The sequence below is a fragment of the Sphingomonas sp. GC_Shp_3 genome (genome assembly GCF_026540945.1).
GTDB lineage: Bacteria > Pseudomonadota > Alphaproteobacteria > Sphingomonadales > Sphingomonadaceae > Sphingomonas.
The window spans coordinates 91,848-110,303 of the sequence record NZ_JALNUT010000006.1 but is presented as its reverse complement, the minus strand read 5'-3'; the positions used below and the strand labels follow the sequence as shown (position 1 = coordinate 110,303).

Here is an 18,456-nt window from a genome sequence, read left to right as displayed (position 1 = left end):
CTCCTCTTCGCGAAACGGCCCGCCTGCATGACCAAACCGCTCACGCTCCACCCCGACCGGCTGTTCCCGGCCGAGCCGACCGTCCGCGACATCGCCCGGCGGCTGTATGCCGGCGTCAAGGATCTGCCGATCATAAGCCCTCACGGCCATACCGATCCGTCGTGGTTCGCCGATAACGCGCCGTTCAGCGACCCCTCGTCGCTGCTGATCGTGCCCGACCATTACGTGTTCCGCATGCTGTTCAGCCAGGGCACCGCGCTGGAGCAGCTCGGCGTGCCCACTGTGGACGGCAGCCCGACGAGCACGGATTCGCGGAAAATCTGGCATCTGCTCGCCGCCAATTACCATCTGTTCCGGGGTACGCCGTCGCGGATGTGGCTCGACTGGGTGTTCGCGGAGGTGTTCAAGCTCGACGTGCTGCTGGAGCCGGAAACCGCCGACCTCTATTACGACACGATCGACGCCGCGCTGAAGACGCCCGAGTTCCGCCCGCGCGCGCTGTTCGAACGCTTCAATATCGAGGCGATCGCCACCACCGAAAGCCCGCTCGATCCGCTCGTCCACCACGCCGCGATCCGCGCGAGCGGCTGGAGCGGGCGCGTCGTCACCGCCTATCGCCCCGATCCGGTGGTCGATCCCGAGGCGGCGAACTTCGCCGATAACGTCCGCCGCTTCGGTGAAACCGCTGGCGAGGATGTGTCGACCTACGCCGGCTATCTCGCCGCGCATCGGTTCCACCGCGCGCGTTTCCGCGAGGCGGGGGCGACCTCGACCGACCATGGCCACCCCTCGGCCCGCACCGCCGACCTGTCGCCCGAGGACGCCGCCGCGCTGTACCTGCGCGTGCTGGCCGGCGCGAGCCCCGAGGACGCCGAGCTGTTCCGCGCGCAGATGCTCACCGAAATGGCGGGGATGAGCACCGAGGACGGTATGGTGATGCAGCTCCACCCCGGTGTGCACCGCAACCACAACGCCGCCGTGCTGGCGCGCTTCGGTCGCGACAAGGGTGCGGACATCCCCACCGCGGGTGAGTTCGTCGATGCGCTCAAACCGCTGCTCGACCGTTACGGCACCGATCCGCGCTTCACGCTCATCCTGTTCACGCTGGATGAGGATACCTACAGCCGCGAACTGGCACCGCTCGCCGGCCATTACCCGTGCCTGCGGCTCGGCCCGCCATGGTGGTTCCACGACAGCCCGGAGGGGATGCGTCGCTTCCGCGAGCGCACCACTGAGACCGCCGGTTTCTACAACACGGTCGGCTTCAACGACGATACCCGCGCCTTCCTGTCGATCCCCGCGCGGCACGACGTGGCGCGGCGGATGGACTGCGTGTGGCTCGCGCAGCTCGTCGCCGAACACCGCCTGCCCGAGGACGAGGCGCACGAGGTCGTCCACGCGCTCGCCTATGATCTCGCCAAGGCGGCGTACAAACTGTGAGGCTGTCGAACGAAACGCTTGGGCGCGTGTCCGCCACCGTCGCACGCCCAGCCTATGACCGCGCGGGCGTAAAGCGCGGCGTGGTGCACCTCGGCATCGGCGCGTTCCACCGCGCGCACCAAGCGGCATATTTCGAGGCGGCGTTGGCGGCGGGCGATCTGCGCTGGGGGATCACCTCGGTATCGCTGCGCTCGGCGGGCGTGCGGGATCAATTGGCGCCGCAGGATTGCCTGTATGCGCTGGTGGTGCGCGATGGCGATGCGCGCACCACGGCGATCGTCGGCGCGGAGCAGGCGGTGCTGGTCGCGCCCGAAGACCCGCAGGCGGTGATCGACGCGCTTGCCCACCCGGACGCACAGATCGTCACGCTGACCATCACCGAAAAAGGCTATAAGCTCGATCGCGCCACCGGCACGTTGCTGTCGGACGATCCGGATGTGGCGGCGGACTGCGCCTCGCTCGCAGCCCCGCGCACCGCGCCTGGCTTCCTTGCCGCCGGCCTCGCCGCGCGTCGGGCGGCGGGCCTGGGGCCGCTGACGGTGATTTCGTGCGACAACCTGCCGCACAACGGCAAGCTGCTGCGCGATGCGGTGCTGGCGGTGGCGCGGGCCAATGATCCCGCGCTGGCCGACTGGATCGCAAACGAAGTGGCGTTCCCCGCCTCGATGATCGACCGCATCGTGCCGGCCACCACGCCGGAGGATATCGCCGCGCTTGCTGCCGATCTCGGTGTCGAGGATCGCGCAATGGTCAAGACCGAACCGTTCACGCAGTGGGTGATCGAAGACACTTTCATTACCGAACGGCCCGACTTTAGCGCGCTTGGCGTGCAACTCACCAAATCGGTCGCGCCTTGGGAGGACGCCAAGCTGCGCCTGCTCAACGGCGCGCACTCCGGCATCGCCTATCTCGGCGCGCTGGCGGGTGACGATTTCGTCCACCAGTTCGTCGCCACCCCCGCCGGGCGCGGCTTCGTCGAGGCGTTGTGGGATGAGGCGCAGACGACGCTGAACCCGCCCGACGGACTCGACATCGCTGCCTATCGCGTTGACCTGATGGGCCGTTTCGCGAACTCCGCGCTCCAGCACCGCACCCGCCAGATCGCAATGGACGGGTCGCAGAAGCTACCGCAACGCCTGCTCGCAACCATCGCCGGGCGGCGTGCGGCAGGCCAGTCCGCCGATGCGCTTGCGCTGGCGGTGGCGGCGTGGATGCGCTGGCAGTCCGGGCAAACGGATGTTGGCGAGCGCTTCACAGTCGACGATCCGGCCGCCGCGCACCTTGGTGCCTTGTCGGCTGGCGCGGCCGATGCGGCTGAGCGCGTCGATGCATTGCTCGGCTTCTTCGGCTTCGCCGCCGACGCGGACCTGCGTCAGACGTTCGTCGCACACCTCGACGTGCTGGAGCAGGACGGCGCACGTGCCGCAGTCAGCCGGTACGGATGATGCCGCGCGCGCGCTTGACAGGCTGATCTACCTCGCTCGCTAAATAGAAGTTCATCCCGAAGTGTGTTGCGCATTGCCATAATATGCAACATCATCCCCAATGACACCGGGTGCAGCGATGCCCGGCCAGTGGGAGAGGCATGTGGCAACGGGGCACGGGTTCAGGCACGCAGTTCTGCTGGCGGCGGTCGCGCCGCTGGTTTTCCTTTCACCCGCGTTGAGCCATGCCGCCCCGGTGCAGCCGCCGGCGACGGCAACCACGTTCGACGCCAAGCACATTCCCGAGCCTGCGCGGGTGCTCGCGCTGCTCGACGCTACAGCCGCCAAGCAGATCGCCGTCCTGCGTGATCGCAAACTCGCGCTAACCGGCGATGTGGTGCAGACGCTCACCGCGAACTGGATCTCCGCCGCGTTCCTCACCTCGCTGACGCGGCTCACGCGCGTGTCGGATGTGTCGGGCGGCAACGCGATGCTGCGCGACACCGCGCAGCACTTCAACTTCGCCTTGCAGGGCAGTCAGTCCGCACATTCGATGCTCGATGCGGACAACATCGCGCTCGGCGAAACCTATCAGGAACTGTACGCACGCAGCGGCTGGGAGGGCGAACTCGCGCCGCTCAAGCAGCGGCTCGACTACGTCACGCCGTATCTCCAACTCGATACCGCGCCGAACCGGCTGGTTTGGTGGTGGTGCGACGCGCTGTTCATGGCGCCGCCGGTGTTCGCGCGCATGTCGGTGCTGACCGGCGATCCGACCTATCTCAAGGCCGCCGACACGCAGTGGTGGCGACAGACCGAACGGCTGTGGTCGCCCACCGATGGCCTGTATTTCCGCGACGCGCGCTTCATCGATCGCCGTAGCAAGAACGGCAAGCGCGTGTTCTGGTCGCGCGGCAACGGCTGGGTGGTCGGCGGCATCGCGCGCGTGCTGGAATCCATGCCAGTCGATTACCCGAGCCGCCACAAGTATGTCGACACGCTGCGCACCATGTCGGCCAGCCTCGCGAAGCTGCAACGCCCCGACGGTCTGTGGAGCGCCAATCTGCTCGATGCGCAGGACCCGCCCGGTGCGGAAACCTCGGGCTCTGCATTTTTCGTCTATGCGATGGCCTGGGGGATCAACCACGGCCTGCTTGATCGCAAGACCTACCTGCCGGTGGTGTTGCGCGGCTGGTCCGCGCTGGCGGGGGCGGTGCAGCCCGACGGTCTGCTCGGCTATGTGCAATTGCCGGGCGATCAGCCGTGGCCGACCAAGGCGGACGATCACGCGATGTACGGCACCGCCGGGTTGATCCTCGCCGGGCTCGAGGTGATGAAGCTTGGTCAGCCGGTCACGGCGCTGCCGCTCGCCGAGCCGGGCCGCCAGCCCGCGCCGCCGGCATGGGCGCCGCCGCCGGTCCCCGCCGATGCCACGCCAGAACAGCGCGCCGCCTATCAACGCCGCATCGCCGAGCATCAGGCGGTCGCCGACCTTGCGTTCGAGCCGTCGCGCGACATGCCGGGCGCGCAGCCACCGCGCGCAGATGGCATCGTCAATCCGCGCATCTCACTGCCGCTGAAGACGCCGCCGGCCGATCAGCAGGCCGCGCGCGCCACCGTGCGGTTCGCGCCGTACCGCTTCGACGATATCCTGTGGGAAAACGACCGCACCGCGCATCGCATCTACGGCCCCGCGCTGGAGGCCGAGGAGCCGCCGTCAAGCTCGGGCATCGATGCGTGGGGCAAGCTGGTGGCGTGGCCGTTCATGGAACGCCAGCTCGCCACCGGCAAGCAGCATGACTTCCACGGCGAGGGGATCGACTTCTACAACGTCAACACCTTCCGCGGCGCCGGCGGCCTTGGCGTGTGGTACGATCACAAACTGTGGACCTCGCGCAACTGGGCGCACCACACGATCCTGAAGGATGGGCCGGATGTGGCGGACTTCAGCGTCGATTATGCGCCGTGGCCGGTCGATGTAGGCCGCAAGGTGTGGGAGTCGCGTCGCTTCACGCTGCCGACCGGCACCAACTTCACGCGAATGGTGTCGACCTTCCAATCCGACAGCCCCGCACCGCTGCTGGTCGGCATCGGCATCCAGAAGCGTCCCACCGCCAACGCACCGGCGCGTTACGTGGCCGACAGGGCGACCGGCCGCTTCACCTTCTGGGGGCCGACCGATCCCGACAAGGGCGCGATGGGTGTCGCGCTGATGGTCGACCCTGGGCAGATCGCCGAAGTGACCGAGGATGCCGACAACTACCTCGTCGTGGTGAAGGTCACGCCGGGCAAGCCGTTCGTCTATTACATGGGTGCGACGTGGAGCAAGGGCCGCGACTTCCATGATGCGGCGTCGTGGGAAGCCTATGTGAAGGGGCAGAACCCGAGCTTTGCGGTGCCGGCGGCGGGGAAGTGAGGCACCCGCACGCTCAGCACGCCTCAGTCCAGCGTCTCACAAGCCTCGCCGATCGCCGCGTAGATCGCGTCGAGGTCGGCATCGTCGATGCAATAGGGTGGCATCACGTAAACGGTGTTGCCGAGCGGTCGTAGCAGCAGGTCGCGGCTGCCGAAAAACGCCAGCAGGCGCGGGCCCAGCGCGGACAGGTACCCGCCGTCGGCATCGGCGATCTCCAGCGCGGTGACGGTGCCGATCTGCCGCTTCGCCGATACTCGCGGGTGGTCGAGCGCCGCCAGCCGCGCCGCCTGCCGCGCGGTCAGGCTGGCGATGCGGGTGGCCACCGGCTCCTCCCGCCACACGTCCAGATTGGCGAGCGCGGCGGCGCAGGCGATCGGGTTGGCGGTGTAGCTTGACGAATGGAAGAACATCGCCGCGCGGTCCTGCGAGAGATGCGCCTGGTACACGCCCTCGCTTGCCATTGTCACCGCGAGCGGGACCGCGCCGCCGGTCAGCCCCTTCGACAGGCACAGGATTTCGGGCACCACGCCCGCCTGTTCGCACGCCAGCAGCGTGCCGGTGCGGCCCCAGCCGGTCATCACCTCATCGGCGATGAACAGCACGCCGTGGGCTGTGCAGATGTCGCGCATCGCCGCCAGCACCTGCGGCGAATAGTTCAGCATCCCGCCCGCGCCGAGTAGCAGCGGCTCGACAATGAAGGCGGCCGGTTGCGTGCGGCAGGCAGCCTCCAGCGCGTCAAGCGTCGCCTGCTCGGCCCCGGCGGCGGGGAAGGGGATCGTGCCTACGTCGAACAGCAATGGCGCATAGGCACGGTTGAACACGCCGCGCGCGCCGACCGACATCGCGCCGATCGTATCGCCGTGGTAGCTGTGTTCGAGCACGAGAATGCGGCTGCGCGCTTCGCCGCGATTGGCGAAATAGCCGAGCGCCATCTTCAGCGCGACCTCGACGCTGGTCGACCCGGAATCGGAATAGAACACCCGCGTCAGCGCGTCCGGCAGGATCGCACGCAGCCCGCGCGCGAGCGCCTCGGCGGGTTCGTGCGTCCAGCCAGCGAAGATGATCTGGTCGAGCTTCGTCGTCTGTTCGGCGATCGCCGCCATGATGCGCGGGTGGGCATGGCCATGTGTCGTCACCCACCACGACGAGATCGCATCGACGATCCGCCGTCCGTCCGCCGTGTAGAGCGCCGCCCCCTCGGCATGGGTGACGAGCGGGATTGGCTCGCCGAGGCCATGCTGCGTGAAGGGGTGCCAGACGGGAGAGTCGGTCACGCGAAATCCTCCAGCTGGAAATGCTGCGCAAATGCTGCGCGCAGCGTAGCGGGGTCGAGCGGATCGAGACGCGGCAACCGGCCGAGCCTTTTCACCCCGCCGATCGCCGTGATCGTCGCCTCGCTATCCTCGTTGGCATCGCCGGTGAACGCTACGCCGAGGATCGGCACGCGCCGCGCGCGAAGCGCCTCGATCGACAGCAGGCTGTGGTTGATCGTGCCGAGCGTGGTGCGGGCGACCAGCACGACTGGATGGCCCCAGCGCGCGAACAGATCGGCGAACAGCACCGTGCGCGTGACCGGCACCAGCGCGCCGCCGGCGCCTTCCACCACAAGGGGACCGTCAACCACAGGTGGGGTGAGCCGGTCGGGATCGATCGTCACCCGATCGATCTCGGCGGCGCGGTGCGGGGAGCATGGGGTGTCGAGCCGGTACGCCTCGGGCAGGATCTTCGTCACGCCGAACGCGGCGACGCGCGCGGCGTCGGTGCCGTCGTCCAGCCCCGCCTGCACCGGCTTCCAGTAGGTCGCGCCGAGCGCGGCGGCGAGGCCCGCGGAGAACACGGTCTTGCCCGCATCGGTGTCGGTGCCGGTAACGACGATCGTGCTCATGCTAGTGCCTCCATGATTGCGCGCGCCAGCCCATCGATCGCCGCTTCATCCGTGTTGAGCGTCACCGAAATCCGCAGCCGCGCCGCGCCCACCGGCACCGTCGGCGGGCGGATGCCGCGCACGTCGTAGGCGGCGGCCTGCACCGCGCCCGCCACGCGCATGGTCGTCGCGTCGTCGCCCAACACCAGCGGAAGGATCTGCGATCCGGTTGCCGCAACCCCGCATGCCGTCAGCCTATGCTCGGCGTAAGCGACCAGCGCGTGCAACCGGTCGCGCCGTTCGGGTTCGTCAGCGAGGATACGCAGCGCGCCGCGTACCGCGCTCGCCATCAGCGGCGACGGCGCGGTCGAGAAGATGAAACCGCGCCCGCGATTGACAAGGAAGTCGCGTACCGTCGCCGGCCCGCAGACCAAGGCACCCTCGCAACCGAGCGCCTTGCCACAGGTGCGCAAGGTGACGACGTTCTCGCGCCCCTCGTACGCTGCCGCCAGCCCACGCCCGCCCGGCCCGAACACGCCGGTCGCGTGCGCCTCATCGATCAGCAGAAATGCGTCGTGCCGGGCCGCCACGCTGGCGAGTTCGGCGAGCGGCGCGCGGTCGCCATCCATGCTGTACAGGCTCTCTACCGCGATCCACGCCCGGCCGGTGCCGCCGCGCGTGCGCCACGCGGTGATCGCGTCATCGAAGCTGCCCGCATTGTTATGCGCCGCCGCCACCGCCTCGCCCCGGCCGAGCCGCATCCCCTCATGTGCGCTGGCATGGATCAGCGCGTCGTGCACCACCAGATCGCCACGCTGCGGCAAGGTGCCGAGCAGCGCGGCGTTGGCGGCATAGCCGCTCGAGAACCACAGCGTCGCCTCGCAGCCGAAGAACGCTGCCGCCTCCGCCTCCAGCGCATCATGCTCGGGATCGTTGCCGCGCAGCAGGCGCGACCCGCCCGATCCGACCGACACTCCCCGCGCCAGCGCCTCCGCAACCGCGGTGCGTAGCCGGGGTGAGTCGGCAAGGCCGAGATAATCGTTCGAGGAGAAGTCGGCACCGCGCCGGGGCATCAGCGCGCGCAGCAGGTCGCGCGCGGCGAGGTTTGCAAGATCGTCAACATGGGCGGCAAGGATCGACATGGCCGCTGTTCGTTAAAGCAGTTGGGGAAATCCTCAACCCGGCCGGCAGCGCCGCGGCGCTGGACAAGCTCTGCCGACCCGCTACCCCGGGCGTGCAACCGGGAGAACTGCATGTCGTCGTCCAAACAGGGGGAATCGAACCTCGTCATCTTCGCGGCGCTGGCCGCCAACCTCGGCATCGCGGTTGCGAAGTTCATCGCGGCGGCGATCAGCGGGTCGTCGTCGATGCTGACGGAGGGGTTCCACTCGGTCGTGGACAGCCTCAATCAGGTGCTGCTGCTCTACGGCCAGCATCGCGGCAAGCGCCCGCCCGATGTCGATCATCCGTTCGGCTATGGCCGGGAGCTGTATTTCTGGAGCTTCGTCGTCGCGATCCTGATCTTCGCGGTCGGCGCGGGCGTGTCGGTGTACGAGGGCTTCGTCCACATCCAGGAGCCGGAGCCGCTGCTGGACCCGCTGGTCAACTATATCGTGCTGGGCGTGGCGTTTGCCCTGGAGGGGACATCGTGGGTCCTGGCGATGCGCGAGTTCAGCGCGGACAATCGCGGGCGTGGCTGGTGGTCGGCGATCCGCCGATCGAAGGACCCGGCCGGGTTCATCGTGCTGTTCGAGGATTCGGCCGCGCTCGCCGGTCTCGTCATCGCCGCCGCCGGTGTGTGGGCGAGCCACCACTTCGACGATCCGCGCATCGACGGCGTCGCCTCGGTGCTGATCGGCGTGCTGCTAGGGCTGATCGCGATGCTGCTCGCGCGCGAGGCGAAGGGGCTGCTGATCGGAGAGGGCGCGGACCCGGCGATCGTGGCGGAGGTGCGCAAGATCGTCGACGGCTATCCCGCCATCACATCCGTCAACCATGTCCGCACCATCCACACCGCGCCCGACAGCGTGTTCGTCGCGATCAGCGCGGATTTCGAGGACCATGTCACGATGGGTGACGCCGAGACGATCATCGAGACGATTGAAACCGATCTAAAGACGCGCCTGCCGATGCTGTCGTCGATCTACATCCGACCGGAGAAACGCGAGAATGCCGCGATGTTGCCGGTCGATGCGCCAGCAAGCGGGACTGCCTAGGCCGGCACGATCTCGATGATATCCAGCATGGATTCAAAGCGCGGGGCGGGCAGCACCAGCCGCCAGCGCCTGTCACCGATCCGCTCGATATAACCGGCCATGTCGCGCAACCGATCCTGTCCGTAGCGGAACGGCTTGATCTCGTCGCCATACACCATCGTGCCGAGGAAGATCGCACGCGGGCCGTCGGCATAGAGCAGGCCAGCGGGGCGCTGAACGCCACCGGTCTTGCGGAATGCGGTGAGCGCGCCGGCAGGCGCGATTTCGCAGTCGGACGGCTCGAAGGCGGTGAAATCCGCCATCGCGGTTCCCGCCGCGCCGATCTTGTACACGGTGCAGCGATAGGCACCGGCGGGCGGCAGCGGATCGGTCAAGGCACGGTCCGGATCGACGAGTTCGCCGAGCCGGTCGATATCGGCGCCGCGTCCACCCTTGCGCGCTTTCGCCACGGCGGCGAGCCAGGTGTCGCGCCAGCCGCGTACGCGGTCACGATCCTCGTCGGTGGCGACGAGTTGCCAGTTCTCATCCGGCGCGACCGTCGGCGCGCTGGGCGCGGCCGACGATGCGGTTTCGACGCGCGTCTTCGCCCCGCAGCCGAGCAGCGCCGCGCAGCCGCAGAGAAGGGTGGCGAGCGTGGCTGTCTTCAAGCGACCGTCTTTCCTGTCATCACCCCAGCACCTAACCACGCACGCGGCAGCTTGCCAAGGCCGCGTGCGGGGTTCCGACTGGTGCTGCAGGGGGCGAGGAAACGATCAGGCGGCCGTCCACCCGCCATCCATCGACAGGTTGGCACCGGTGATCGACGCCGCCTCGTCGCGGCACAGGTACAGCGCGAACGCGGCGACCTGCTCCACCGTCACGAACTGCTTGGTCGGCTGCGCGTCGAGCAGCACGTCGTTCATCACCTGCTCGCGCGTCATGCCCCGCGTCTTCATCGTATCGGGGATCTGCTTCTCGACCAGCGGCGTCCAGACGTACCCCGGCGAGATGCAGTTTACCGTCACGCCGAACGTCGCCGTTTCCAGCGCGATCGTCTTGGTCAGGCCGGCGAGGCCATGCTTGGCGGTGACGTAAGCCGATTTGCCCGGGCTCGCCACCAGCGAGTGCGCCGATGCGGTGGAAATGATCCGCCCCCATTTCGCCGCCTTCATCAGCGGCACGGCGGCGCGCATCATGTGGAACGCGCTCGTCAAGTTGATCGCGATGATCGCGTCCCACTTGTCGATCGGGAAATCCTCGATCGGCGAGACGTACTGGATGCCCGCATTATTGACGATGATGTCCGGCCCGCCGATCTCGTCGTGGCAGCGCTTGACCATCGCCGCGATCTCGTCCGGCTTGGTCATGTCGGCGGCGTCGTACAGCGCCTTGGCGCCGCTAGTTGCTTCGAGCGCGGCGCGCTCCTTCTCGATGTCGCCGGCATCGCCGAAGCCGTTGATGACCACGCTCGCCCCCTCGGCCGCGAAAGCCTTGGCATAGGCAAGGCCGATGCCCGAGGTGGAACCGGTGACGATCGCGGATTTGCCCTTGAGGAACATCAGCTTTTCTCCGTTGTCTTCAGGGGGTGTTGCGGGTGGGCGGTCAGGTCGAAAGCGGCGCTCTTGCCGGTCTCGATATTCTCCGCGACGAGGCGGGCGTTCGCCATCGTCTCCTGCACCGCCGCCAGCCCGGCGCGCCAATGCTCCTCCATCGTGCGCGCGGAAAACTCGAAATCGCGCGAGCCACCCTCCCACGCATTGGCACGGTAGATCAGTTGCACGAGGTTGACCGCATCCTCCTGCGACCGTGCCGCCAGCGCGAGCACATCGGGATCGGAGGCGAGGTCCGTCGGCAGCTTGGCCAGCACCTTGCGCGCCAGTTCGCGATCCTTGCGGATGCGCAGCAGCACGTCGGACACCTGCCGGGTGCGGCTGGAGAACTGGATCTCCTTCTGCCGCGCCATCACGTCCATGATGGTGCGCGGCCGCTCCGCGATCGAGGAGAACAGATCGACCTGAAACGCCAGCAGGTCAGACGTCTGGTTGTCGAGCACGTAGGACAGCGGCGTGTTGGAGACGATGCCGCCATCCCACCACAGTCGACCGTCGATCTCGACCGGCGGCAAGCCCGGCGGCAACGCGCCCGATGCCATGATGTGCCGCGCGTCGATCGTATCGGTGGCGGTGTCGAAGAAGCGGAAGTTCCCGCTCTCGACATCGACCGCGCCGACCGACAGCCGCACCGGCCCGTGGTTGAGCAGATCCCAGTCGACGAACGCATCGAGCGTATCACGCAAAGCGCCTGAGTCGTAGAAGCTCAGCGCCTCCGCCGTTCCGGCCGCGGCGAACACCGGCGATACCGCGCGCGGCGCGAAGAAGCCCGGCACGCCTGTCGCCAGCACGAACCCGGCCGACCATTCGTGCAGTGCCTCGCGGATATGGTCGTTGGGGAAGATCGGGAAACTCGGCAGGCCGCTGGTCAGCAGTGCCCAGAATGCGCGAAGCTGCTCGACGCGCTTGCCCGGCGGGTTACCCGCGACGATCGCGGCATTGGCCGCGCCGATCGAGATGCCCGCCACCCAGTCGATCTCGATCCCGCTGTCGGCCAACCCCTCGATCACGCCGGCCTGATAACTGCCGAGCGCGCCACCGCCCTGCAACACCAGCGCCACCGTCTCGGGGAGCGGCAGCGCCTTGGCGTGGCGTTTCGGGCGCTGGTGGGGTTCGCGATCGGCCATGGCGGGGGCATGCGCCGGAGCGACGCGGCGATCAACGACAGTTTGATGACAACCGTGTCATTCTCACGGCGCAGGCAGCACTGCCCTGGTTGCCGCCCGATCAGTAATAATCGGCAGGGTTCGGCGTCGGCGCATTGCAGGCGCGGGTCCGGCCATGCTTGCAGGCGTAGACCTGTTCCCGCCACGCCGCCATCGCATCGGCGTAAGCGCGGCGCTGATGCTGGTAATGCGCCTGATCGCGCATCGCCTCTCGGTAGTTCGCGCGCACCGAGTGTTCGTACGCGGCGACGTCGCGTTGATATTGCGCCTGGTTCGCTGCGTTGATCGCGTCGGCGGCGGTCGGCATCGCCGCGTGCGCCGCTGCCTCGGCATTGGCGGACTGCGTGGTCTGCGGGCTGGACTGTGCCTGCGCGGCAGTTGCGACCAGCGGCAGCAGGACGGCGAGCGTCAGAAAGGCCTTCATTGTGAGCACTCCAAAATGGATAGGCCCGAAACGATCCAATTATGGCACCGTTCCGATGTAAAGTATGTCATCTTCCTTCGCTCATGTGATGGAAGGGCGGCGCGCGAACGGCTGGTGTGGATGCGAATTCATCACGCCCTTGCAACGTCTTTGGCATCCGCGCATTCAGCCCGCTACGAATGTCATGCGTGAGGAGGGCCAGCGCGATGCGTCTCGACGATTTCGATCCCAACATCAACGTCGAGGATCAGCGTGGGCAGGGCGGTGGTGGCCTTGGTGGTTTCGGGGGCGGTGGCGGCGGCATGCTGTTCGGCCTGTTGCCCCTGGTGATGAGCCGATTCGGATGTGGCGGCGTAGTGGTGCTGCTGATCGTGATGGCGGTGTTCGGCGGCCTGGGTGGTCTCGGCGGCCTCGGCGGCGGTGGCGGGCACACCAACGCGCCGAGCGAGCAGAGCGCGAGCCACGGCACCGATACCAAATCGAGCTGCACCCTCGATGCGGGCAGCAAGGTGGCATGCAACGCCTTCAGTTCCGCCGACAAGACCTGGGCGGCGATCTTCCAGCAGTCCGGCCAGCAGTTTTCGCAACCCAAGCTGGTGTTCTATTCCGGCAACGGCCAGTCCGGTTGCGGCGCCGCGCAAAGCGCGATGGGTCCATTCTACTGCCCGGAGGATCGCGGCATATACCTCGACACCAGCTTCTTCGACGAACTCGCCAATCGCTTCGGTGCGAAGGGTGATTTCGCGCAGGATTACGTGATCGCACACGAATTCGGCCATCACATCCAGAACCTGCTCGGCACTTCCGACAAGGTTGCGCAGGCCGAGCGGCAGGGTAGCAAGACCGAGGGCAACCGGATGTCGGTACGGCTCGAATTGCAGGCGGATTGCTTCGCCGGCGTATGGGCCGCGCACAACCGCGACCGGCTCGATCCGGATGACGTGCAGGAGGGCATGACCGCCGCGCAGGCGATCGGCGACGATACGTTGCAAAAGCAGTCGCAAGGCCGGGTCGTGCCGGACAGCTTCACCCACGGCACCTCGGCGCAGCGTCAGCATTGGCTCAAGACCGGTCTCGACAGCGGCGACCCCGCGCAGTGCGATACCTTCTCTGGAGATATTTGAGCAGACAAGCGTGTCCGGGCGATGGCCTACACGCTGCCGAACTTCTATCGCCGCAAAGAGTGAGCGGTGTTCGTGCCGGTTGCGGGACGAATACTGCTCACTGACAGCCGTTTTATCGTTCCGTTCGCGAACCTTAGCTGAAAATTGCTATCGCGTAGCCGTATATAGCTTGGCGTAGCCTCGCCCAAACGGCACTTTGCGAACGCTAATCGTCGTGATGTGACACGATAGCCTGCCGTAGCCGTACGATTTACATTACGTAACGTCGCCGAATTGGCACTGCCCCGTTGGCAATCTGCAACAAAAAAGCGGGCGCCGCGAACGGCACCCGCTTCCGGTAACTAGGCAATCCCCGGCGTACCAGACGCCGGGCGCTTCTCAGTAGGTGCCCGAGAAGCTCTGGTTCAGCCCACGCGGACCTTGCGCCGTATCACCGTTCTGATTGCGCTCTTGCGCGTTGCCCTCTCCGAAGAACGCGGTGTTGCGTTCCTCGTCGCGCCAGTGCGCCTTGGCTTCGGCCGCTGTCTTGCGGACGGTGATCTGCTTGCCGTCAACCGAGTCGATCCAGCGCGACGGGATCGAATGGTGATGGCCACCCGCTGCCGGATCATTCTTGGTCAGCAGGATGCGATCGCCGCGCACCTTGTCAACGGTGCCGATATGCTCGCCATCGGACCCGATGACATCCATATGCTCCTCGACCTTGGTCAGCGCGCTACGCTGCGTCTGGCGCTCCGTACGCCAGCTGCCAAATTCGTTCTCGAACTTGGAGCGGTTCTCGGTGCGGTACTCGTGATAATCGCGATCGAGCGCATCGATCTGGCTGCGGCGCCACTGGTGGTAGTCGTCGTCGCGTCCATGTGCCGACGCGCCATAACGGCTATGGTCGTTGCTGCTGCGGTCGTCACGACCGTCGTAGCGCGCGTCCATGTTGCGGCGACGCTCGGCTTCCTCGTCGCCGAACCACGAGCGAACCTCGTCGCCGGCGCGATCAAAGAAACCGCGATCCTCATAATCATAGCCTTGCGGCTGACGACCATAGTCGCGACCACTCGCCGGGCGATCGCGTTCCTCGACGTAGCGGTGGCCGCCGCTGCCGTAGCTGCCGCGATACTCGCCGCCGCCCTGACGCTGGCCGCGCGCGTAACCACCGTCACGGCCATAGCCCTGCTGCGGATATGCGTCGCGTCCGTAATCGCGGTTGCGATCCTGCCCGCCGCGCTGGCCATAGCCCGCACCGCGGTCGCGATCATATGCGCCGGCAGCCTGATAGTCGCGGGCGCTGGAATAGGAATAGTCGCGGCCTGAGCCGTAGTCGCGACCCTGGATATCGGGATCGGGGCGCGTGTAATAATCGTCGGCGTTGCTGTTGTTGGGGTAGCGTTCGTAACCCATGATGGCGTCCTCCTGAGACGGTCCTGGCGTCTGGCCCGGCATCATCGCCTGTTTGCCAGGTGCTACGAAAAGAAGGGATGAGCGCGCCGATTGTTCCAGATCAAGAGGCAAACGTCGCGCACGCCGCCGCATGAGCGATGCAGCCTGCCGCAAGGCATTTTGCGCGTGAGACTGGTTGCATCGTCCGGAAACCACAGGTAAACGCGATCTACCGCATCCACCGGGTGGAATGGGGCTGTAGCTCAGATGGGAGAGCGCTGCAATCGCACTGCAGAGGTCAGGGGTTCGATTCCCCTCAGCTCCACCAACCCTTAAGCGGTTGTTTTTAAGGTGACATCTTAGCCTCCTTCACTGTCGGCGCATGCGGAGCAGTTCCGGTGTGTTTCCGGTGCAAAGTGCCGGGCGCAAGGCGCTCAAGCTCGCTGATAACTTCGTTCAGCGCCGTCACGACGGTGCCAAACTCGCCGATTGCGTAGACCTCGGTCTGACTTGGGCTGCGGTGCCCCATGAAACCCTGCAGATCCCAAGCGGAAGCGCTACGGTTGCGGACGATCGTGGCCAGGCTGTGCCGCAGAATGTACGAGCGCCACTCGCGTCCGGTCGGTAGATCGAGCTCCGCGAGCATTGTATCCCAGGCGCGATCGACCGATTTGATCGCCCGGCCGTGGTAGTTGACCAGCCAGCCACGTCCGACGCGCTTCTCTGGCGCGAGCGCCATGTACGTCGCGTATTCTTCTTCGAGCCACCGATCGAGTAGCGGCAGTACCGGCAGGGTGGGCCGGAACTTCTTCGTCTGGACCCGACCTGCGGGGTTGAGATCAATTAACGGCAGGCGCGGCGCCCATTGCGAACGTTCGGGTGCTACGCAGATGTCGGTGACCGAGCTGGGCCGCGCGATCGTGCAGATCGAGCCGATTAGAAATGCGTGCAGCGATTCTCGCGATTTGCCGGACTCGGCCGCGTAACGCAGCATGGTCGCCAGCTCGGGCAGGCCTATGCGGGATCGTCGTGTCCGCTGGACCTTCTCGCTCGCCTTCGGCTTGAAGACGGGCCGCTTGTCCGAGCGTGGCGGGTCCGCGTTCGCGGCGTGATTGAGCACCGCCGCGACTTGCGCGATCGACATCTCCGTCGACGATGCGGAACGCGGCCGCGAAACCGTGACCTCGCCCTTGCCATTGCGCCAGACAGCCGGCTGCTTCGCTGACCAGGCGCGGAACGCCTTTGCGAAGGTCGCCGTGCACGCGGCTGCGCATGTCGTGGCGACGCCAAAACGCCCTTCGCTTTCGAGCGCCGCTTCGGCGTCTAGAAAGTCGAGCACATGTTTGAGCCGGGCTTCGATCGAGGTCGCCGAGGCAAGTTGATCGCCATGCTCGAGCCGATAGTCCGCTATGGCGTCGGTCAGCAGATACGATTCGGCGCGCGCGATCGGCTGCCCGCACGCGTGGCAAAACGCCGGCGCCTCCTCAGTGTCGGCAAGATAACGGCGATCGAGCGCTAGGATTGCGGCACCCTCTTCCGCCGTGCGCGCAGAAGCGCTGCGGACACGTCCTGCATCGGGATCGTACCAGAAGATTGTGAGGTTAGGGGAGCGGAGAGCCCCGCCGGCGCTCCGGTCCCAATCGAGCCAATATTTCCCGCGCCTGTAGATTGGCGCCGCGCGTGCCGGCATCGTCCCTGTTCCTTTAGATATTCAGCCTTCGCCTCGTGTAGAACCTTGAACACACCGAGGCTTGCGAGCAGATCGAGGTCGGGAGGCTCCAGGCGGACGCCTTTCCCTATGTCGACTGCGCGGCTGAGCTTCTGATCGAGCCTCACGATCGGTGCGGTCATCGAGTGGTTTCCTTGCGTGGAGCGGACTGGCAGGTCGCATCGGGTCGCTCGCCAGAAAGCAGTGAAAGCTGGACGCCCTCGAGTGGATGCGCGCGATCAAGGGCGCCGCACTCAAGGCAGCTGCAAGGCTCGACAGGTGTGCGTGCCTTATCACGACGGACCCGAGCGCTCCTGACCATCAATATTCCGGCCACAGACCACCGGGCTCGTCATCGCATTGCTCGCAGATGTCGGTTTCGATGTTGAGGCTTGGTTGCCCGTAGATCCGGCACGGCGTCGCCGCGCTGGTATGTTCGAGCGGACGATAGGCGACAGTGCGCGGCCAATCGATATCGTCGGCGAACGCAGGCGACCGTACGCGTAGATCTCGATCGACCGTGACAAGCCGAACGCGCTCATCAAGACACGGAGGATTAAACGGATCAATTTTGCGAAAGCGGAGCGCATCGAGATAGGTTTGCGCGGGCCACGCCAGACCATCGGCGGTGATCGTACCGTGGATCATCATGCCAGCCCCAGCGCTTGGCGGTACGTCTCGAGCAGCATGTCCGCTTCGTCGCGATGGTGCTTCTCCATCTTGCGCAGACGGACGATTGTGCGGATCGTCTTAACGTCGAAGCCGGTGGACTTAGCCTCGCCGTAGACGTCGTTGATATCATCAGCGATGCCCTTCTTGTCTTCTTCGAGACGCTCGATGCGCTCGATCAGGAGACGAAGCTGGTGGGCGGCGATGTTCTCGCTCACAGTCCGAACAGCGCGCGTAGGGCTGCCTCCAGATTGCCTTGCACTGCGACGATCGCGAAGCCCAGCGCCATGCCGCCAGCGAACAGCGCCGAGCTGCGCGTCACCTGGCTCATCGGACGCCGGCGCCTGGGGCAGCGGCGATTCTGGCGGTGGATGATATGCGCCTCGTGGCGCTCAAGCGGCATCAGGTACGGTTTCACCGGGCGAACTCCCTTAAGGGGATGATGAAAGCGGTGACGGCGATCGCGACGAGGATCGTGATGGTCACCAGTGCGGAAGCGAAGTGACGGCTAAAGGCGGATGCGGCGGCGATGCCTGCGACCACGGTCGCGACATCGAGCGCGATCCAGGCGACACGCACGGCGCGGGGGGATGGCGGCGGAAAATCGTTCACGCGGCCGCGCCGACACTCGGCGCGCAGGACGAGCAGAGATCGGGCTGCGCCCACATCCGGCTGAGATCCCACTCGCAGTCGTACGCGCTCCACGCGCACACGCGGCAGAGAACGGGCGGAGGAAAGGTCGCGCCCATGCTAATGCGCGCGAGGGCGCAGAGCACGTCGAGATTGAACCGCACGACGCTGCCGAGCGCGATGATCGTGTTGAACGTTGCTGGCTGAGCGTCCGCTTCGATCAGGGCAATGATCTCGGCGCGGGCGTGATCGCCGAGGTGCGGCACGGTCTCAAGACGCGCCGCGACATCGGCGATCGTCAGCCCCTGCGCTTGTCGGCGCATCTTGATGTAGGCACCTGGTGTAAGCGGTGGCACGGCGGAACCTCTCAGGCAGCAGAAAACCGTGCCCGAAATCGCGTGATTGCGACGGG

At 66.4% G+C, this 18,456-nt stretch carries 20 protein-coding genes and 1 tRNA gene; 7 read left to right on the top strand and 14 right to left on the bottom strand.

From position 1 onward, the window contains the following. Positions 1-27 precede the first annotated feature (27 nt). From uxaC to OXR00_RS13300, 3 genes are all read left to right on the top strand, one after another. Positions 28-1,440 carry a glucuronate isomerase gene (gene uxaC / locus OXR00_RS13310; protein WP_267388737.1) on the top strand — a complete coding sequence of 471 codons (1,413 nt, stop codon included), beginning with the start codon at positions 28-30 and terminating at the stop codon, positions 1,438-1,440. Next, a complete protein-coding gene (locus OXR00_RS13305; protein ID WP_267388736.1) occupies positions 1,437-2,885 on the top strand; it encodes a mannitol dehydrogenase family protein in 1,449 nt (482 codons plus the stop codon). Before uxaC ends, OXR00_RS13305 begins: the two co-directional genes overlap by 4 nt. 142 nt (positions 2,886-3,027) lie before the next feature. Continuing rightward, positions 3,028-5,280: a glycoside hydrolase family 88 protein gene (locus OXR00_RS13300; protein WP_267388734.1), complete on the top strand. Its 2,253-nt coding sequence runs from the start codon at positions 3,028-3,030 to the stop codon at positions 5,278-5,280. A gap of 23 nt (positions 5,281-5,303) precedes the next feature. Here the strand turns inward: OXR00_RS13300 and OXR00_RS13295 are convergent, their stop codons facing one another. The 3 genes from OXR00_RS13295 to OXR00_RS13285 are packed head-to-tail and all read right to left on the bottom strand — an operon-like array spanning position 5,304 to position 8,286. Beyond that, a complete protein-coding gene (locus OXR00_RS13295; protein WP_267388732.1) occupies positions 5,304-6,554 on the bottom strand; it encodes an adenosylmethionine--8-amino-7-oxononanoate transaminase in 1,251 nt (416 codons plus the stop codon). After that, positions 6,551-7,165: a dethiobiotin synthase gene (gene bioD / locus OXR00_RS13290; protein ID WP_267388730.1), complete on the bottom strand. Its 615-nt coding sequence runs from the start codon at positions 7,163-7,165 to the stop codon at positions 6,551-6,553. Before bioD ends, OXR00_RS13295 begins: the two co-directional genes overlap by 4 nt. Continuing rightward, positions 7,162-8,286: an 8-amino-7-oxononanoate synthase gene (locus OXR00_RS13285; protein ID WP_267388728.1), complete on the bottom strand. Its 1,125-nt coding sequence runs from the start codon at positions 8,284-8,286 to the stop codon at positions 7,162-7,164. Before OXR00_RS13285 ends, bioD begins: the two co-directional genes overlap by 4 nt. A 111-nt stretch (positions 8,287-8,397) precedes the next feature. On the opposite strand from OXR00_RS13285, the gene OXR00_RS13280 reads away from it, so the two are divergent. Beyond that, positions 8,398-9,360 carry a cation diffusion facilitator family transporter gene (locus OXR00_RS13280; protein WP_267388726.1) on the top strand — a complete coding sequence of 321 codons (963 nt, stop codon included), beginning with the start codon at positions 8,398-8,400 and terminating at the stop codon, positions 9,358-9,360. Here the strand turns inward: OXR00_RS13280 and OXR00_RS13275 are convergent. The 4 genes from OXR00_RS13275 to OXR00_RS13260 form a co-directional block, all read right to left on the bottom strand. Further along, a complete protein-coding gene (locus OXR00_RS13275; RefSeq protein WP_267388725.1) occupies positions 9,357-10,007 on the bottom strand; it encodes a DUF4893 domain-containing protein in 651 nt (216 codons plus the stop codon). The genes OXR00_RS13280 and OXR00_RS13275 overlap by 4 nt on opposite strands. 105 nt (positions 10,008-10,112) lie before the next feature. Next, positions 10,113-10,898: a 3-hydroxybutyrate dehydrogenase gene (locus OXR00_RS13270; protein ID WP_267388724.1), complete on the bottom strand. Its 786-nt coding sequence runs from the start codon at positions 10,896-10,898 to the stop codon at positions 10,113-10,115. Further along, a complete protein-coding gene (locus OXR00_RS13265; protein ID WP_267388723.1) occupies positions 10,898-12,076 on the bottom strand; it encodes a patatin-like phospholipase family protein in 1,179 nt (392 codons plus the stop codon). Before OXR00_RS13265 ends, OXR00_RS13270 begins: the two co-directional genes overlap by 1 nt. Positions 12,077-12,176: 100 nt before the next feature. Then, complete coding sequence (locus OXR00_RS13260) at positions 12,177-12,539, bottom strand: hypothetical protein (protein ID WP_267388722.1); 363 nt, start codon at positions 12,537-12,539, stop codon at positions 12,177-12,179. Between the two features lie 206 nt (positions 12,540-12,745). On the opposite strand from OXR00_RS13260, the gene OXR00_RS13255 reads away from it, so the two are divergent. Next, a complete protein-coding gene (locus OXR00_RS13255) occupies positions 12,746-13,663 on the top strand; it encodes a neutral zinc metallopeptidase (RefSeq protein ID WP_267388721.1) in 918 nt (305 codons plus the stop codon). Positions 13,664-14,041: 378 nt separating this feature from the next. Here OXR00_RS13255 and OXR00_RS13250 read toward each other — a convergent pair whose 3' ends face one another. Beyond that, positions 14,042-15,058 (bottom strand): DUF2171 domain-containing protein, encoded by a 1,017-nt coding sequence (locus OXR00_RS13250; RefSeq protein ID WP_267388720.1) that lies wholly within the window; start codon positions 15,056-15,058, stop codon positions 14,042-14,044. 231 nt (positions 15,059-15,289) lie between these two features. Here OXR00_RS13250 and OXR00_RS13245 point away from each other — a divergent pair. Continuing rightward, positions 15,290-15,365 (top strand) — tRNA-Ala (locus tag OXR00_RS13245). A gap of 18 nt (positions 15,366-15,383) precedes the next feature. On the opposite strand, the gene OXR00_RS13240 is transcribed toward OXR00_RS13245, so the two are convergent. Then, positions 15,384-16,376, bottom strand: coding sequence for a tyrosine-type recombinase/integrase (locus OXR00_RS13240; RefSeq protein WP_267388719.1), 993 nt, complete (start codon positions 16,374-16,376; stop codon positions 15,384-15,386). Here OXR00_RS13240 and OXR00_RS13235 point away from each other — a divergent pair, their 5' ends adjacent. Then, on the top strand, positions 16,377-16,556 hold the full coding sequence (locus tag OXR00_RS13235) for a hypothetical protein (protein ID WP_267388718.1): 180 nt from the start codon (positions 16,377-16,379) through the stop codon (positions 16,554-16,556). A gap of 510 nt (positions 16,557-17,066) precedes the next feature. Here the strand turns inward: OXR00_RS13235 and OXR00_RS13230 are convergent. Genes OXR00_RS13230 through OXR00_RS13210 form a run of 5 tightly spaced genes read right to left on the bottom strand, consistent with a single transcriptional unit; the run spans position 17,067 to position 18,400 of the window. Beyond that, positions 17,067-17,396 (bottom strand): hypothetical protein, encoded by a 330-nt coding sequence (locus tag OXR00_RS13230; protein ID WP_267388717.1) that lies wholly within the window; start codon positions 17,394-17,396, stop codon positions 17,067-17,069. Continuing rightward, positions 17,393-17,632 carry a DUF2312 domain-containing protein gene (locus OXR00_RS13225; protein WP_267388716.1) on the bottom strand — a complete coding sequence of 80 codons (240 nt, stop codon included), beginning with the start codon at positions 17,630-17,632 and terminating at the stop codon, positions 17,393-17,395. Before OXR00_RS13225 ends, OXR00_RS13230 begins: the two co-directional genes overlap by 4 nt. Next, positions 17,629-17,832, bottom strand: coding sequence for a hypothetical protein (locus OXR00_RS13220; RefSeq protein ID WP_267388715.1), 204 nt, complete (start codon positions 17,830-17,832; stop codon positions 17,629-17,631). The genes OXR00_RS13225 and OXR00_RS13220 overlap by 4 nt, the downstream gene beginning before the upstream one ends. After that, positions 17,829-18,026, bottom strand: a complete 198-nt coding sequence (locus OXR00_RS13215) for a hypothetical protein (RefSeq protein ID WP_267388714.1) — start codon at positions 18,024-18,026, stop codon at positions 17,829-17,831. The genes OXR00_RS13220 and OXR00_RS13215 overlap by 4 nt, the downstream gene beginning before the upstream one ends. Then, positions 18,023-18,400 (bottom strand): XRE family transcriptional regulator, encoded by a 378-nt coding sequence (locus OXR00_RS13210; protein ID WP_267388713.1) that lies wholly within the window; start codon positions 18,398-18,400, stop codon positions 18,023-18,025. The genes OXR00_RS13215 and OXR00_RS13210 overlap by 4 nt, the downstream gene beginning before the upstream one ends. Between the last annotated feature and the right edge of the window lie 56 nt (positions 18,401-18,456).